Here is a 15,582-nt window from a genome sequence, read left to right on the forward strand (position 1 = left end):
CTGCCCTGTCTCGAGAATGACTCGTGCAATTCTTGCAGCGCTGCTTGAATCCTGGGATCACTATACGGCCCTATCGAATCCAAGGTGATCCCGCAGATGACATGTGGTCGCCGGTTAACGTTGCTCGCTCTCATCAGTTCCGGCCAGCTTGGGATGGGAGGTACTTGTCACAACATTTTTATCGGCTGCGAGATCGAGCGCCCCGCGAGAGGCGCTCGATCTGTGCATCCACCTAGGTTCCGGCACATTCATCTGGAAGCCCTCGCCCCACCTTGACGACGGCTAAATTGAAGCCGCACTTTTCCAAAGTTTCCGTGAAGAACCCAAAAAAAGCCGTTACCCCCATGGGTAACGGCTTTGGGCCAACCGCTCAGTTAACGACCAGCGCCGCGCAGCATGTCCGGGGAGTACTGCGACTCTTTCAACGAACCATCATCGATCAACACCACCGGCTTTTGCTCGTTGGTCAACCGATCGGCAATGTAGGAGCCCGACTGCAAGTCATGATAGACCGCTAGGTGCGGCCACACTGTCTGTGCATCAAAGGCATATACGGTGTGATTCATTACCGTACGCCAGAACTGGCCGCGTGCATCAAAGTTATCACCCATCAGCGGCAGCCAGGTGTCTTCATCAATGTACATAACGCGTTTAGGATACAAATGGCGGAAGCCAGGCTTCAGATCGGCCTCAAGTACCCAAACCCGGTGCAGCTCGAAGCGTGTATAGGCTGGATTGATATGACCCTGGTCCTTGAGAATATCAGCGTATTTGACTGCAGGATCGATCAGAGCGTATGCATTGTAGGGAACGTACAGTTCCTTTTTACCCACTATCTTCCAGTTATAGCGCTCAGGGGATCCGTTGAACACCTGCCCTTCGTCCAGGGTCACGTAGCCGCCCGGGCCAGGTTGATCGAAGCCATAGTTAGGCAACTGCCTGACACGACGGGTCCCTGGACTGTACTGCCAGACATCCAGTACGTCTTTCTTGTAGTTGTACGGCACGCGCGCGTAGGTGAGCGTGCCCTTGTCCCGCTGTGGGATCAGCTTCTCTCCATAACTCCAGGAAGCGCTACCGGTGGTTTCGACGCGCTTGTTCGGGTCGGCCTTGCTCAGCACGATCTTATGGAATTCCCGGGCCCAGGACTTGCCGCCACTAGGGTTGACCACCGCAGTATCGAATGTACCGATCTCACGAGGCGATGCTGCCGGCGTGGTCATGTTCCAGACCAGTTCAAGTCCGCTCTTGGGGATGGGAAACGGCGCCGTGCCGGACGTAGCCAGTATACCCAGACCATCATCGACGAGCTCGGCACTGGTGGCGTTCTTCTTCGAGGCATCGCAGATCCACTGCGGGTATGCCCAGTCGCGGTGGCTGGGGTAAACCGGCATGTTGAAGGTCGGGTACTTGCTCAGTAGCGCCTTCTGACCCTCAGACAAATGTTCTGCGTATTGCGCCATGTTGGCCGACGTGATGACGAACAGCGGCTTTTCGTCCGCGTAGGGATTGGGGTAACGAGTGCCATTGTTTTCGTATTTGACGCCCGGTGGCGTACCAAGCCATTTGCCGCTGTAGGGCGGAATGGTGCCGGCAGCATTACCGGCTTTCTCCGCCCCCTGGCAGGTGAGTGTAGTGCCCAGCTGTGCCGCCTCTTCAGGCGATACCTTGGCAACGACGGCGCTGCTGGCCATACCCGTCAGGAGGCACAGCACGATTGAGCTGCAAGAAGGTTTGATGAACATGATCAGGCCTCTCAGAAGCTGTATTTGGCGTTTAAAGTTACGAAGTCTCGGTCTGCGAGCTGCGCTGGATCGTCGTCACGGCCTAGGAAGACGTTGTATTTCAAGCCGATCTCCAGGTTATCGAGGTAAACCAGGCTGGCGCCGGCACTGATGCGCTTATCCCCTTCGTTGAGCAGGCCGCTGCTCTGCACTACGCCAATGCCCTTGACGCCGTGGTTCCAGGACAGTGGGACACTGAGGTCCCAGCCATCGAATACGCCCAGGTAGCGGTTGATGTAGGTCAACTGGTAACCCCAAGACGTTCTGGTGGAGGACGCCAAGTCCCGGTTGTTGGCACTTGCACCGTACTCATTACTGTCTAGGTCTTGCAGGCGCTGGCCCATAACCTCGGCCAGCACGATGGTTTGGTCAGACAGGAAGTTCGGCCCGAATGAGCCGTAGATATTGGCTTGCGCCTGCAGCGCGTCGCCGCGGATCTGCTGGGGCAGTATTGCCGTGGTCACTTGCACCGGCAGGTCCTGATAGTAACCAATCTCACCGCCGACGCTATAGTCACCAAAGCGGGTCGACAGGCTCGCTGCCGTGGCTTTGATGTCCTCGAAATATTTGACGTGGTAGGTGTCCCCATCCGGGGAGAAGACAATCGAGGGAGTCTTGCTGTGGTAGTTGATATGGTAGAAGCCCAGTTCAGTGGTGGGGCTGATGCGATACCGCGTGCCAATACCCCACTGTCCCGAATTGCGAGCGTCATCTGTTGGACCTCGCGGAATTGATACGCCAGGAGCGAAGAACAGCTTTTCGGAGCCTGGGCCGATCACATCGGTCGAGAAGAGATAGTCGCCAGTGGGTTGCAACTCGGTCGGCCGAAAGCGGAACTGGTTGTAAGCCATGATCGACCAGTCCTGGTTGATGCTCCATTGCCCAGAGAGCGCCTCAGCACCAAGGAGTACGTCTTTGACTTCTACCCCGGGAATATTCCCCTTGGATGCATCCGCACCGTTCTGTGCACCGGATATCCCCGGGAAGAACGTATTCTCGCCCCAGGCGACCAAGTGTTTGCCAAGTTTGGCAGACAGCTTGCCGTTTTCTTCCAGGTCCCAGCTGCCATAGACAAAAGCATCGAGCAAGGAGGTTCGATGTCCGTTCCATTTACGCGTTTCGGAGCTGAATTCGTCGGCATCACCGTCCCGGTTCAGCGTGCCCTGGGAGCGGTTATCGGTCCTGCCGTTGTACACGGCGTCGTAGAAAGTACTTCCGCGCATGAATAACCCATAATCGTCCTTGTGCAGATCAGCCTCCAGCAGCACGCTCAAGCGGTTGGTGGTGAGGCTGCCGCGCTTGAAGTTACGGTCCGAATCGTCAGCGTTCAGCTGATTGAGGGTTGCGTGTGCGGGTTTCTCCGTACGAATACCCAAGCCGTAATTGGCCGTGACGGTGTAGTCCAGCGTGGCCCCATTTTCAAAGTTGACAGGTTCGCCCGCCAAGCATCCGGCTGCCGGCAACAGCAGCGATACCCAAGCAGCGTTGAATGATAAAAAATGCCACGTCTTTCTATTCTCCAAGGCAGTGTTCATCTTGCTGTGCGTCCTCTTATTGTTCTTGATCGCTACACGCTGGAAAGACCATGAGTCAACAACTTACTCCCGAGTAACCTATAGGCCCGCGGGTCTGTGATTCATCGTCTATTTGGACTAACAGCGGCCCAGGTTGAGTGAGCTACAACGGGTGTATCGAGAACGCGCAAGCGTTGCCCGCTTAACGCAGGCAAGCCATACACGAAGTGAGTAGTCAGTCAGAGTTGACTGATCAGGCGACCGGCCAGGTTGAAAGCGTGTTGACGCAACTCGGGAACCGCTGTTGCCTCCCAGAAATCCGCCTTGAGCATCGGGCCGACGTAACTCAACCAGTCCAGCGATTGGCCGCGCTGGTCACGCACTGACATGTGCGCATCGACATGCAGGCCGGTACCGAGCATGTCGAGATCAAGCCACCCGCTTTGGCACAGCTGCCTGATCAACGGATCGTGTACACGACGCAGGTCCGAATTGGGCCCTGTGCAATTGATGATCTGTGCAACTTTGATCATGCGTGGCTGCTGTTCGAAGCGAGGTTTGAGCTGTACCTCGATCTGATCGCCACTGACCTTCAGTTGCTGGATGCGCGCCGCCAGCGAGACGACCACGCCTTGCCCGATCAACTCTTGGAATGCTGCATAAGCGCGGGGCGCAACGCGGTGGCGATGGACATCCCAGTAGGGCTGAACATGGCGTAGAAAGCGTCGACGCTCAGTTACCGGCAGCCGCTGCCACAGCGCAGCTGTATGCGGGCGCAACGCTCCCAGCACATCACGCCAGTCATATCCCTCGCCCTGCGCAGCACGCACCTGAGCGCGAAGCTCGTGGACATACCAACCAACGCTGGGACGCCCCTGAACAAGCCGTCCGAGCAACGCCGCGCAGTCATACCCCGAGCGGGCGCCGCCCCTGTGCGACTGAGGCAGCAACCCACGCCGCGAGACCAGATACAACCTCCCTCGGTGACCTTGCTGGCGAAGACTCAAGGCCACGTCCATTGCTGTGAGGCCGCTGCCTATGAGCAGGATGGAGGCATGCGGGTCATGTACCTTCAAGCCGTTGGCTGCCCAGGGGTCGCGCTGATAAAACGGTAACTGCAGGCCTTGCACAGCCGTTGGGTCCAGCGGGGCGAAGTGGCCGAATGCCAATACCACGTGGTCAGCCACCAGTTGTCGGCCACTGCCCAAGGTGAGCGTGACTCGGCCACTATTGGGCTGGAGCGCAACGACCTCCTCCCTTATCCGCTCCAGGCACATACTCGTTCGAGCCTGCTGGGTAGTGGCCAGCAGGTCGTCAAGGTAATCGCCGTAGGTGCGCCGGCTGACGAAGTCGCCGGGCTGAGTCTGTGGCAGGCGTGTCTGGCAATAGCGCAAGAAGTCCAGCGGATCGTCAGCCAAGGCGCTCATGTTGCCTGCCGGTACATTGAGCTGATGCAGCGCGCTGTTGGTGCCATAAGCAATGCCGCGAGCCATGCCTGCACAGCGGTTGATCAATACAATGCGCAGCGGCTCATGGCTGAGCCGCATCAACTGTACCGCGGTGGCTGTACCACTGAAGCCGCCGCCAATGATCGCAATGGTTCGCATGCTGGCTCAGCGTTGCAAGTCAGCAGCATTGTGAACCCCATCCACCGGCTTGTTGAAATCGTCGAGCAGGGCCTCTTTGATGATCAATGGATTCACATATTCACGCCAGTAACAGATCTTGCCGCCAGCGAAGCGCACGATGCTCAAGTACTGGTTGGCGTAGGGTTGCTGGGTGGGGTGATAGAAGCTGTTGGAGCTGTACTCGGCAATCAGCGCGTTGGGGTCGAGCATGGGGTGGATCGTGTGGATGTCATAGGCATATGGCTCGAACGGTGCTGTACCGGCCTCGATCAGCGTACGCAGCGCAAGGCTGCCCACCAATCGCGAGGGCATGTTAGGCACCGGCAAGTACGGCCATTCCTGCACCACGTCTTCGCACAGGCACGCCTGGAAGCTGTCGAACTCCTTGCGCCCCAGGTGGCCGAGCATGCGCACGAACAATTCGCGGTGAGTGTCTCGCAGCGCTTGGTCGGAAAACGCGGTTGTGGATTCTTTAGTCATTCGCTAGCCCTCAGAGTGCACGTGCTAAAGCGTTGCCGGTGCGGATGGCGCCTTCGATATAACCCAGGTCCAGTGCGTCGCCAATACAGTGGACCTCTTTGCAACTGGCTTGCAGGCTGACAGTCAAGGCCTCGCCGGAAGGCTTGGCACCGAGCGCGATCACAACCGTGTCGGCGCGCCGGCATTGCTCCTGGCCGTAGGCGGTGCGATAGCGAACCTGACTTGGGGTAATTTCCAGCAGTTGGCTGGAGGACAACAAAGTCACGTTCAGGTGGCGAAGCGTGTCCATCAACCGCCAGCGGCGCACCATCATCAGTTCTTTGCCAAAACTGACACCGGGCTCGATAACGGTCACCTTGCGGCCGCGTTCAGCGAGAAATTCCGCAAGCTCGACGCCAACCAGCCCACCACCGTAAATCACCACATGCTTGCCCAGCGGCAACCAGACTTCGCTGAGTTTGCGAATGACGCTGGCTTTTTTCAATACGCCAAACCCCCGCCCACTGCCAATCAACGCGCGTACATACAGCGGCAGCTTGCGGGCGAGAGCCTTGCCGTACTGGCCTGTGACCATCGCGCGCATCTCATCGCCACTAAACACATGTGGCAAGTTGGAGCCAGGCAATTCGATCAGGCTGCGGGTAGCACCAGTGGCTACTACCACGACATCAGGTTGGATCTGCCGCACCAGCTGTGCATCAACAGGCCGATTGAGCTCAACCTGAACCTTCAGTTCTTGCATCTGGCGGGCTAGATATTCGATCAAGCGGCCGTTTTCCGGGTACACGATCGAAGAGAAAAATACCGTGCCGCCCAGCCGTTCGGACGCTTCACACAGCTGAACCTGATGGCCACGAAGCGTTGCCACACGCGCCACCTCCATGCCGGCCGGTCCGCCGCCAATGACCAGTACACGCTTGGGTGGCCCGTCGATAGGCAAGATCGGCGCAGACTGTTCGTAGCCGGTTTGGGCGTTGACCGCACACCGCACGCCGACGCCGAGGAAGATCTGGCTGATGCAGGTGTAGCAATAGATGCACGGTCGTATCAGATCAGGGCGGTTGCTGGCCAGCTTGTTGGGCAATTCGGGATCGGCCAGCAGCTTGCGCGCCATGGTCACGAAGTCGAGCTTGCCTTCGCCGATCAGCCGGTCGCCCACTTCCGGTTCGATACGCCCCGGGCAAATCACCGGGATCTTGATCGCGGCTTTGATCGCGGCAGCATTGCTGACGAAATAATTCGGAAAGTGCGTGGCATGACCTTCGGTGAAACTGATGCCACGGCTCTTGTCAGCATTGGCGGTGACATGTACTGCATCGGCGCCGGCGCGTTCACCAAGCTTGGCCACCTGGATGGCATCTTCAAGCGTGATGCCATCGTTCATCAGGAATTCCTGGGAATCGAGGCGGAACCACACCGGATAATCCGCGCTAGTTGCCTGCTTGATGCGTTTGATGACTTCTGTGAGCAGCCGCGCGCGGTTCTCCAGCGATCCACCCCAACGATCAGTGCGCTTGTTGCTGGACGGTGACAGAAACCCGGAAAGCAAGTAGCCGTGGCCAGCATGGATTTCCACGCCATCCATACCCGCTGCCCGCGCCCGCCGCGCTGCTTGGGCAAAGCAGTCGATGACCCATTCCAGGTCCTCCTCGGTCGCCTCCTGGTAACTGATCACCACACCCGGTTTGAAGAAGGCTTCGAACATCTCCTTGTTTTCTTCGGGGGTCAAGTCAACCGGCCAGTCAAATTCTTTTTCAGTCGGGACAGAAGGCACCAGCAACGGCAGGCCACGCAGCGGCTCGTTAACCGCAATGGCACCGGCGTGCTGCAACTGCATGGCGATCTTGCCGCCATGGGCATGCACCGCATCAGCGACTGCTTTGAGTCCGGGGATGAAGCGGTCGTCGGAAACCGCTACTTGCATCTGGTTGCCCGAGCCGCGCGGCCAGGCCACCCCGGTCGAGCCCATGATGACCATGGCTGCGCCGCCTTTGGCGCGGGCCTCGTAGTACCGCACGATGCGTTCACCACAAAAACCCTCGGCCTCGGCCAGGTTCGAACCCATCGGCGACATGATGATTCGATTACGCAACTGCAAGGTGCCGATGGCGCCAGGCGACATCAGGTTGGGAAAGCCAGTTGCCATGCTGCGGGACTCCCTTTTGTTGTTCTGTAGGGCTTGAATCACGGCAAAGCTCCCGGTTACGACATGGTCTGACCACCATCGATCGAAAAGTCGATGCCGGTGACGTAGCGCGCTTCGTCACTGGCCAGGTAGGCCACTGCGGCGGCGATCTCTTCGGGCTCGGCGATCGCCGAGAGCGGATAAAGCTTGCTCATCAGCTTTTCGTCGACATCGGCCGGGAATTGAATAGTGGCGTGGATATTGGTGTTGACTCCGCCCGGGCAGATTGCATTGGCGCGCACACCGGCCGACGCATACTCGACAGCCAGGCTTTGCGTCAACGCCACAACCGCGGCCTTGGAGGCGCAATAGGCAGCCAGGTAAGCCTGCCCTTGCTTGGCCGAAGCTGACGACATGTTGATGATATTGCCTTTGCTCGACACCAGCGCTGGCATGGCCGCCTGGGAGATGGCAAAGACGCTATCCAGGTTGATCAGCAGCATGCGCCGCCACAAGGCATCAGTCATATCCTTGAAATGCCAGCCGCCGGCGATGCCGGCGATGTTGCAAAGCACATCCAGCCGACTGTGTTGCGCCACTGCCTGTTTGACCATGGCCCGGCAGCTTTGCATATCGGTGGCATCGAAGGTGAAGCAGGCGACCTGTCGGCCATGCGCTTCACGCAGTTGGCCTGCGGCCACTTCCAGGCCGGCGGCGTTGATATCGGCCAGCAACAGGGTTGCACCCTCTTGAGCCAGACGCACCGCAGTGGCGCGGCCGATACCCGATGCCGCGCCCGTTACCAGCGCGACTTTGTCCTTGAAACGTTGCATGGCATGTTCCTCTATTTATTGTTATGGCCAACCGCTGCGTTGCTGGCTTTGCTGTAGTTCAATCAATCACCGAGTAGCCGCCGTCGACCACCAGGGTGTGCCCGGTGACATAGCTGGCAGCAGCGGAACACAGAAACAGGATCGGTTGCGCCATTTCTTCGGGCTGGGCCCAGCGGCGCAACGGAGTTTTATCACTTACCACTTTGGCCCAGTAGGGATTGTCGGCGTAAGTCGCTGTCATGGTGGTGCGCACCGAGCCTGCGGCGATGGCGTTGACCCGAATTCCGTGCTCGGCCCAACCCGCCGCAAGTGTCTTGGTCAACTGCACGATGCCGGCCTTGGCCGCACCATAGCCTGGCAAGTGCGGGCTGCCGAAGTAAGACATCATCGAGGCGATGTTGACGACGCACGCGCCGCTCTGCAGGGTACTTTGCGCCAGCCGGGGCTGGAGCGCCGTACTGAGTTGATAGACAGCATTTAGATTCACCTGCACTGCTTGGACGAAGTCTGCATCGGGCATCACGTGTCCAGCGTTGTTGATCAGGATGTCGACCGACTCGACCGTGCCGGCAAACGCCTTGATCGAAGCCGGATCATCCAGATGCAGCGTCTTGTACTCAAGGCCGCTCAGATCGCTGTCGCGATAATCTGCCGGACTTGGCCGCTGCCCGGTAATGGTCACCCTGGCACCAGCACTGGCAAAGGCTCTGGCAGTGGCCAGGCCAATGCCGCTGGTGCCGCCGGTGACGATAACGTTGACTCCACTGAACGCGAAGACGATACCGCTCATGCACAGCTCCTTATTGTCGATGCACCCCACAGCGATGTTTAGCCACCGGGGTACTGGCTAAGGCTTACTCAGGTGAGTATGCCCATATTGCGCAGGTGTTCGACAATACGCTCCGCCGCCGCCTCAGGCGAGAGGCTGGTGGTATCGATCCGCAGCTCAGGATTCTCCGGCGCTTCGTAAGGTGAATCGATGCCGGTGAAGTTCTTTAGGTCACCACGCCGTGCCTTCTTATACAGACCTTTGGGGTCACGCTCCTCGGCGACACCCAGTGGGGTATCGACGAACACTTCACAGAACTCACCCTCGCCGACCAGACTGCGGGCCATGTCGCGCTCGGTGCGAAACGGCGAGATGAACGAGACCAGGGTGATCAAACCCGCATCCAGCATAAGCTTGGACACTTCCGCGACCCGGCGAATATTTTCCACGCGGTCGGCCTCGGTGAAACCCAAATCGCGATTGAGGCCATGACGCACATTGTCGCCATCCAGCAGATAGGTGTGCTGGCCAAGAGCATGCAGGCGCTTCTCGACCAGATTGGCGATAGTCGATTTGCCTGCCCCGGACAGTCCGGTGAACCAGACCACAGCCGGGCGCTGGCCTTTGAGCTTGGCGTGAGCAGCCTTGTTGACCTCGATAGCCTGCCAGTGGATGTTCTGCGAGCGACGCAGGGCAAAATGCAGCATACCTGCGGCAACAGTGGTGTTCGTCATCCGGTCGATAATGATAAAGCTGCCCATGTCGCGGTTTTCGGCATAGGGGTCAAAGGCCACGGCCTGGTCAAGGCTCAAGTTGCAGACGCCAATTTCGTTGAGCTCGAGGGTTTTAGCCGCCAGTTGCTCCATGGTGTTGACGTTGACTTTGTATTTGGGCGCGGCGATGGTCATCGTCACCACTTTGGCGCCGATCTTCATCAGGTACTGACGCCCTGGTACCATTGGCTCATCGCTCATCCACACCAGGTTGGCTTCGAACTGGTCGGCCACCGACGCAGGCGCATCGACCGTGGTGATTGCGTCACCGCGGCTGATATCCACTTCATCGGCCAGAGTCAAAGTAATCGACTGGCCCGCCACCGCCACTGGCAGGTCACCGGAATAGGTGACGATGCGTTTGACGGTACTTTCCCTACCCGAAGGTAGCACCCGCACGCGGTCGCCAGGTTTGATCGCGCCGCCAAGGATGCGCCCGGAAAAGCCGCGGAAGTCCAGGTTGGGGCGGTTGACCCACTGCACCGGCATCCGGAATGGGCCACGGCTGAGCAGATCGTTGTCGAGCTCGACCGTTTCCAGGTAACCCATCAAGGTTGGGCCGTCGTACCAAGGCGTGTTTGCGCTCTTGTCGATGATGTTGTCGCCCTTGAGCGCCGACATCGGAATGGCCTGGAACTGCTCGATACCGATCTGCTGGGCGAACGCCCGGTATTCGCTGACGATTTCGTTGTAGCGAGCCTCGGAATAATCAACCATGTCCAGTTTGTTCACGGCCAATACTACGTGGCGAATGCCGATCAGCGAGACCAGGTAGCTGTGCCGGCGACTTTGGGTCAACACGCCGCGACGGGCATCGATCAGGATCACCGCAACGTCCGCGGTCGAAGCGCCAGTGATCATGTTGCGGGTGTACTGCTCGTGGCCAGGAGTATCGGCGACGATGAACTTGCGCCGGTCGGTAGAGAAGAACCGGTAAGCCACGTCGATGGTAATGCCCTGCTCCCGTTCAGCGCTCAGGCCGTCCACCAGCAAGGCGAAGTCAAGGTCGCCGCCTTGGGTGCCGACTTTCTTGGAGTCGGCTTCAAGGGCGCTCAGCTGGTCTTCAAAGAGCATCTTTGATTCGTACAACAGGCGTCCGATCAAGGTGCTCTTGCCGTCATCGACGCTGCCACAGGTGATGAAACGCAGGAGGCTCTTGTGCTGATGAGCAAGCAGATATTGTTCGATATCTTCGCCAATAAGGTCGGAAACGTGTGCCATCAGAAGTACCCCTCTTGTTTTTTCTTCTCCATCGAACCGCTGGAGTCGTGATCGATCATGCGGCCTTGGCGCTCTGAGGTTTTAGCCAGGAGCATTTCCTGAATGATCGCCGGCAGCGTTGCCGCTTCGCTTTCTACCGCACCGGTCAACGGGTAGCACCCCAAGGTGCGGAAGCGCACACTTTTCTGCATTGGCACTTCGCCCGGACGCAGCGGCATGCGCTCGTCATCGACCATGATCAAGGTGCCGTCACGCTCGACCACCGGACGCTCTTTGGCAAAGTACAGCGGTACCAGGTCAATGTTTTCCAAGTAGATGTACTGCCAGATGTCTAGCTCAGTCCAGTTCGAAAGCGGGAACACGCGGATACTCTCGCCTTTGCTTTTGCGCGAGTTGTAAAGCCGCCACAGCTCGGGGCGCTGCATTTTTGGATCCCATCGATGCTGTGAGGAGCGGAACGAGAAAATCCGTTCCTTGGCACGGGACTTTTCTTCGTCGCGGCGCGCACCACCGAAGGCGGTATCAAAACCGTACTTGTCCAGGGCCTGCTTCAGACCTTGGGTTTTCCAGATGTCGGTGTGTAGCGAGGAGCCGTGATCGAACGGGTTGATGTTCTGCTCAACGGCTTCGGGGTTGATGTGTACCAGCAGGTCAAGGCCAAGTTTCTCGGCAGTCTTGTCGCGAAACTCGATCATTTCGCGAAACTTCCAGGTGGTGTCCACATGGAGGAAACGGAACGGCGGTTTTGACGGATAGAAGGCTTTCATGGCGAGGTGCAACATCACCGAACTGTCCTTGCCGATCGAATACAGCATGACCGGGTTTTCACTGTCCGATACCGCTTCTCGCATGATATCGATGCTTTCAGCCTCCAGACGCTGCAAGTGCGTCAGGGTGGTGCTTGGCAGCACAATGGCCTCGTCGTGCAGCGACGCTTTGTTTTCAATCTTCATGCCCGAAATCACTCCTGGCTAATGACTACCCACGCCAGCACCTGAGCGTTCGCTTGAGCGATTCGCCGGCAACAGGCCGTTGAATAGAAATTACGGCAAGCCGCTAACCCATCCATCGTCCGTGTGGACTACCGCTGCGCGCTTTGTGAGGCCGCCTTGAGACAGTTGAATCTGACCGCGCAAGGTAGTCTGAACAGACGATTGCCGTCAGTGCAAAGCGCCCCACAGTTCTGGCCCTACCGCCAGTATCAAGAGGCAAAACCATGACGCTTGAATTTGTCGCTCGGGGCATTTGCGTAGAATCGTTGAGCAACGCCAGCGGGCTGTTCGCCACGTTGGGCTTTGCCCAGGCTGGCCCATCTCGCCCAATCACATGCAGCGCATTACCGGGCAGCTCGGAAGCCGGAGCGATGCCCGGCAGGTATCAAGTGCTGCGCGACGGCAAAGGCGTAGAGCTGATGCTGGTGGCATTTGATCACGCTGACCCGCGTAGCAATCGCCAGCGTCGCCCGAACAATCAATACGGGCTGACACACCTGGCATTCTGGGTCGAAGATCTCGAACAGGCGGCTGCTCGCTGGATCGCAGCGGGTGGCACTGCCCTCTGGCATACCCGCGCGTTGTTCCAGCAAGCCCAGGTGAGCCTGATGTACACTTGCGACACGGTGGGCACACGCATAGAACTGATGCAGCGACCTGCGGCTGGCAGCAGCTTTTCTCATTCAGGGCTGTGTACCCATGATCCTGCCCGCAGCCAGCAGTTTTATCAGGCGCTGGGTTTTACCGCAGGCGATCGGTTTGATTTGCAACACCACAGCGAATGGCTGGACATCATTAATGAGCTGGAGGACGTGCGCTTGTGCGCGCAGATGGTCGTCGATCACAAAGGCACTACGCTTGAGCTACTCGATATTCAGCACCCGGCATGCTCGGGCGAGCTGAATCGTCTTGCCTTGAACAGCTACGGCTTCAACTTCCTTGCTTTTCGTAGTACCAACCTTGAGCGTGCTGCCCGTTTGATCGAGGAACACGGCGGCGCCGTGCACTATCGGGCCGATGCCGCGGGTGCTCTGCATGGCCTGTCCTGTAGTGACCCGGATGGCGTGCGTCTGGAAATTGTTGCCGCCTAGCGGCACACTTCTACTCGGCGGATGCGCACCTTTGGGCAGTGGGGCGTACCCTGAGTACAAGAAGGATCACCCAGTAGATCAACAACGCCAGGCCAATCATGATGACAGCAGTGCCCCGCCCCAGATAGACAGCCAATGGTGCCAGTAACAGAGGGTTGAGGAAACTGCCGAGGAACATGCAACTGTACATCAGCCCCACGGCGCGGCCTCGCTGCGCTTCTTCGCACCGGTCCAGAACCAAATTGACCAGATAGGGCAGCAGCAGGCCCGAGCCGTATCCAGTGAGTGCACATCCTAATGCTGCCACCAGCGTCGGCGCCGACATGCCCACCACGACATGCCCTGCCGCCAGGCTCACCAACGCTAGCAAATACATCCTCGGGCTACCGAATCGGAGCGACAGTCGCCCGTACCCCGCCGCACCCAGGGTATTGAATAAGGCAGACATGGCGATGACTATCGCCACTACCGAGGGCTGTACGACACCCCGTTCGGCGAGCAGGAAAGACACTTGAGTGGAACTGGTGAAGACGCAGATGAACAAAGGCACAATGCCCAGCAACAGCCACACCATCGACCCCAGCGACGTCTGCCCGGCTGAACCAGCGGGCTCGCCAGCGTGTTGGTTGGTTTTGGGTATAAACACCAGCGCCATCACCAGCAGGGGCAAAGCCGCCAGATAGAATGCGAACGGTATCCGCCAGCCAAACACCTGCCCCAGATAACCGGCGGCCAGCATCGACATTAAGCCCACCAACGCGCCACAGGCTGACTGATAGCCGACCAAGCGGCTGCGCGCCTGTGGCTCGAAATACCGCGCGGTCAATGCCAAGGTCGCCGTGCCCAAGCCGGCAGCCATGATGCCGAGCAGGAAGCGGCTGCCAATCAGGCTCCACGGCTCAGCTAGGTACAACCCGCCTGAGCCGAGCAATGCATAGCCGGCGCAGGCAACCCACAGCAGCCGCGGCGCACCCCAGCGGTCGACCAGCCAACCCATCAGCGGGCCACCCAACATCAGACCGATACTAGGCACCATCATCACCAACTGCGCGACAAGGATGGCGTCGTCCGGATCACCGCCCAACTGCGCAGCCATCTGCGGCAATATAGGCGAGGCTACCGTATACAGCAGCGCCATTGCCGGAGAGCTGGCAAGCAGCACCCCGACCAATCCTCGACTGATAGCCATTATATGGGCCCCAAAGCCCGTACATTTTCAGGCCCCCAAATCGCGACCATGGAGATGATCAGCCCGTGCTCGTCGAAAGTGGCCATGTCCAGAGTGTCAACCTCGAAGGGTTCGGAGCTAGATGCGCAGATCGCGGTAAACGCGCAGGCTGCATGCCTGCCGCTGATACGCACCTGACCTTCCGCCACAAAACGAATGCTGCCGCCGACCTGGTGCAGGCTGGAGCGGAAAAACTCGGCGATCTGCTCTGGTCCGCGATAACAGACGCCAATCGGATCTTCCAGGACCCCGAGCGGGGAAAACAAGGCGACGATCCCAGGCACATCACCATCACCAAGGCACGCGGCATAGCGGGCGAATACTTCGCGGATCGATCTTGCGTCGAGCATTGTTTCTCCTGAGGGCTTAACCCTGTATTGAGTAGCCACCATCGACGACAAGGGTCTGCCCGGTGATGTACGCGGCAGCCTGGCTGGACAAGAAGAGCACCGGCCCTACCATGTCCGACGGCTGGCCTACCCTGCGCAGCGGCGTGCGTTGCAACAACGGTGCAAGCGCCTCGGCATCGCCAATATGCGCGGCAGTCATCGCTGTTTCGGTCAGGCCGGGAGCAATTGCATTGACCCGTATGCCCTGTGCGGCCCAGGCAATCGCCAAGGTTTTACACAGCTGCACCAGGCCTGCTTTGGCCGCGCCGTAACCAGGCACCTGCGCCTGCCCGAAAAACGAGGTCAGCGATGCGACCGCGATGATGCATCCTCCGCTTGCAGCACCGCTGCGACTCAATGGCGCGCGTAACGCTGCGGCCAGACGATAGAAACCTGCCAGGTTGACCCGCAGTGCGCTGTCGAACACATCGGGGTCGAACTCATCGCCCTGACTCGATGAAAGTGCAACACCCACGCAGTTGACCAGTACATCGAGGCGCTCGAACTCACGCGCAAACCGGTCAACCTGCTGGGAGCAGCTGATGTCCAGTTGTCGATAATTTGCAATTGGCTGGTGCGTAGCTGAATCGTAGCGCGGACCGGGATGTGTCCCGCTTACCCAGACATCGGCACCGGCCCGCCGATACGCTGCAGCCACTGCTGCGCCGATGCCGCCAGTACCGCCAGCCACCAGCACCCGTCGCCTGCTGAAGTCGAACTGAAAATCTGCCCCACTCTGCTCAGTCACCATCTCG

13 protein-coding genes are annotated in these 15,582 nt (G+C 58.8%); 1 reads left to right on the forward strand and 12 read right to left on the reverse strand.

The window, feature by feature from the left end; genetic code table 11:
* Positions 1–374 precede the first annotated feature (374 nt).
* From CAG44_RS07470 to cysD, 9 genes are all read right to left on the reverse strand, one after another.
* Positions 375–1,745 (reverse strand): DUF1329 domain-containing protein, encoded by a 1,371-nt coding sequence (locus CAG44_RS07470; protein ID WP_085663738.1) that lies wholly within the window; start codon positions 1,743–1,745, stop codon positions 375–377.
* An 11-nt stretch (positions 1,746–1,756) separates the two neighbouring features.
* On the reverse strand, positions 1,757–3,319 hold the full coding sequence (locus CAG44_RS07475) for a DUF1302 domain-containing protein (RefSeq protein WP_085663739.1): 1,563 nt from the start codon (positions 3,317–3,319) through the stop codon (positions 1,757–1,759).
* A gap of 218 nt (positions 3,320–3,537) precedes the next feature.
* Entirely contained in the window at positions 3,538–4,905 is a 1,368-nt protein-coding gene (locus CAG44_RS07480) for an FAD/NAD(P)-binding protein (protein WP_085691870.1), read from the reverse strand.
* Between the two features lie 6 nt (positions 4,906–4,911).
* Positions 4,912–5,406, reverse strand: coding sequence for a nuclear transport factor 2 family protein (locus tag CAG44_RS07485; protein WP_085663741.1), 495 nt, complete (start codon positions 5,404–5,406; stop codon positions 4,912–4,914).
* Positions 5,407–5,416: 10 nt separating this feature from the next.
* A complete protein-coding gene (locus CAG44_RS07490; RefSeq protein ID WP_085663742.1) occupies positions 5,417–7,552 on the reverse strand; it encodes an FAD-dependent oxidoreductase in 2,136 nt (711 codons plus the stop codon).
* A 56-nt stretch (positions 7,553–7,608) separates the two neighbouring features.
* Positions 7,609–8,364: an SDR family NAD(P)-dependent oxidoreductase gene (locus tag CAG44_RS07495; RefSeq protein ID WP_085663743.1), complete on the reverse strand. Its 756-nt coding sequence runs from the start codon at positions 8,362–8,364 to the stop codon at positions 7,609–7,611.
* 58 nt (positions 8,365–8,422) lie between these two features.
* Positions 8,423–9,154, reverse strand: a complete 732-nt coding sequence (locus CAG44_RS07500) for an SDR family NAD(P)-dependent oxidoreductase (RefSeq protein ID WP_085663744.1) — start codon at positions 9,152–9,154, stop codon at positions 8,423–8,425.
* Between the two features lie 68 nt (positions 9,155–9,222).
* Entirely contained in the window at positions 9,223–11,127 is a 1,905-nt protein-coding gene (cysN, locus tag CAG44_RS07505) for a sulfate adenylyltransferase subunit CysN (RefSeq protein ID WP_085663745.1), read from the reverse strand.
* On the reverse strand, positions 11,127–12,080 hold the full coding sequence (gene cysD / locus CAG44_RS07510; protein WP_085663746.1) for a sulfate adenylyltransferase subunit CysD: 954 nt from the start codon (positions 12,078–12,080) through the stop codon (positions 11,127–11,129). Before cysD ends, cysN begins: the two co-directional genes overlap by 1 nt.
* Positions 12,081–12,343: 263 nt before the next feature.
* On the opposite strand from cysD, the gene CAG44_RS07515 reads away from it, so the two are divergent.
* Entirely contained in the window at positions 12,344–13,210 is an 867-nt protein-coding gene (locus CAG44_RS07515; RefSeq protein ID WP_085663747.1) for a VOC family protein, read from the forward strand.
* Between the two features lie 10 nt (positions 13,211–13,220).
* Here the strand turns inward: CAG44_RS07515 and CAG44_RS07520 are convergent, their stop codons facing one another.
* The 3 genes from CAG44_RS07520 to CAG44_RS07530 are packed head-to-tail and all read right to left on the reverse strand — an operon-like array spanning position 13,221 to position 15,578.
* Complete coding sequence (locus CAG44_RS07520; protein ID WP_085663748.1) at positions 13,221–14,399, reverse strand: MFS transporter; 1,179 nt, start codon at positions 14,397–14,399, stop codon at positions 13,221–13,223.
* Entirely contained in the window at positions 14,399–14,788 is a 390-nt protein-coding gene (locus CAG44_RS07525; RefSeq protein WP_158091143.1) for a nuclear transport factor 2 family protein, read from the reverse strand. Before CAG44_RS07525 ends, CAG44_RS07520 begins: the two co-directional genes overlap by 1 nt.
* A 16-nt stretch (positions 14,789–14,804) precedes the next feature.
* Positions 14,805–15,578, reverse strand: a complete 774-nt coding sequence (locus CAG44_RS07530) for an SDR family NAD(P)-dependent oxidoreductase (protein ID WP_085663750.1) — start codon at positions 15,576–15,578, stop codon at positions 14,805–14,807.
* Positions 15,579–15,582 lie beyond the last annotated feature (4 nt).

This window comes from Pseudomonas sp. B13(2017) (genome assembly GCF_002113245.1).
Lineage (GTDB): Bacteria > Pseudomonadota > Gammaproteobacteria > Pseudomonadales > Pseudomonadaceae > Aquipseudomonas > Aquipseudomonas putida_Z.

Excerpts from the sequence above, each read along its gene's own strand:
- CAG44_RS07475 (WP_085663739.1), bottom strand. The coding sequence starts at position 3,319 with ATGAACACTGCCTTGGAGAATAGAAAGACGTGGCATTTTTTATCATTC.
- CAG44_RS07520 (WP_085663748.1), bottom strand. The coding sequence starts at position 14,399 with ATGGCTATCAGTCGAGGATTGGTCGGGGTGCTGCTTGCCAGCTCTCCG.
- cysN (WP_085663745.1), bottom strand. The coding sequence starts at position 11,127 with ATGGCACACGTTTCCGACCTTATTGGCGAAGATATCGAACAATATCTG.
- cysD (WP_085663746.1), bottom strand. The coding sequence starts at position 12,080 with ATGAAGATTGAAAACAAAGCGTCGCTGCACGACGAGGCCATTGTGCTG.
- CAG44_RS07490 (WP_085663742.1), bottom strand. The coding sequence starts at position 7,552 with ATGGCAACTGGCTTTCCCAACCTGATGTCGCCTGGCGCCATCGGCACC.
- CAG44_RS07480 (WP_085691870.1), bottom strand. The coding sequence starts at position 4,905 with ATGCGAACCATTGCGATCATTGGCGGCGGCTTCAGTGGTACAGCCACC.
- CAG44_RS07485 (WP_085663741.1), bottom strand. The coding sequence starts at position 5,406 with ATGACTAAAGAATCCACAACCGCGTTTTCCGACCAAGCGCTGCGAGAC.
- CAG44_RS07525 (WP_158091143.1), bottom strand. The coding sequence starts at position 14,788 with ATGCTCGACGCAAGATCGATCCGCGAAGTATTCGCCCGCTATGCCGCG.
- CAG44_RS07470 (WP_085663738.1), bottom strand. The coding sequence starts at position 1,745 with ATGTTCATCAAACCTTCTTGCAGCTCAATCGTGCTGTGCCTCCTGACG.
- CAG44_RS07495 (WP_085663743.1), bottom strand. The coding sequence starts at position 8,364 with ATGCAACGTTTCAAGGACAAAGTCGCGCTGGTAACGGGCGCGGCATCG.
- CAG44_RS07515 (WP_085663747.1), top strand. The coding sequence starts at position 12,344 with ATGACGCTTGAATTTGTCGCTCGGGGCATTTGCGTAGAATCGTTGAGC.
- CAG44_RS07530 (WP_085663750.1), bottom strand. The coding sequence starts at position 15,578 with ATGGTGACTGAGCAGAGTGGGGCAGATTTTCAGTTCGACTTCAGCAGG.
- CAG44_RS07500 (WP_085663744.1), bottom strand. The coding sequence starts at position 9,154 with ATGAGCGGTATCGTCTTCGCGTTCAGTGGAGTCAACGTTATCGTCACC.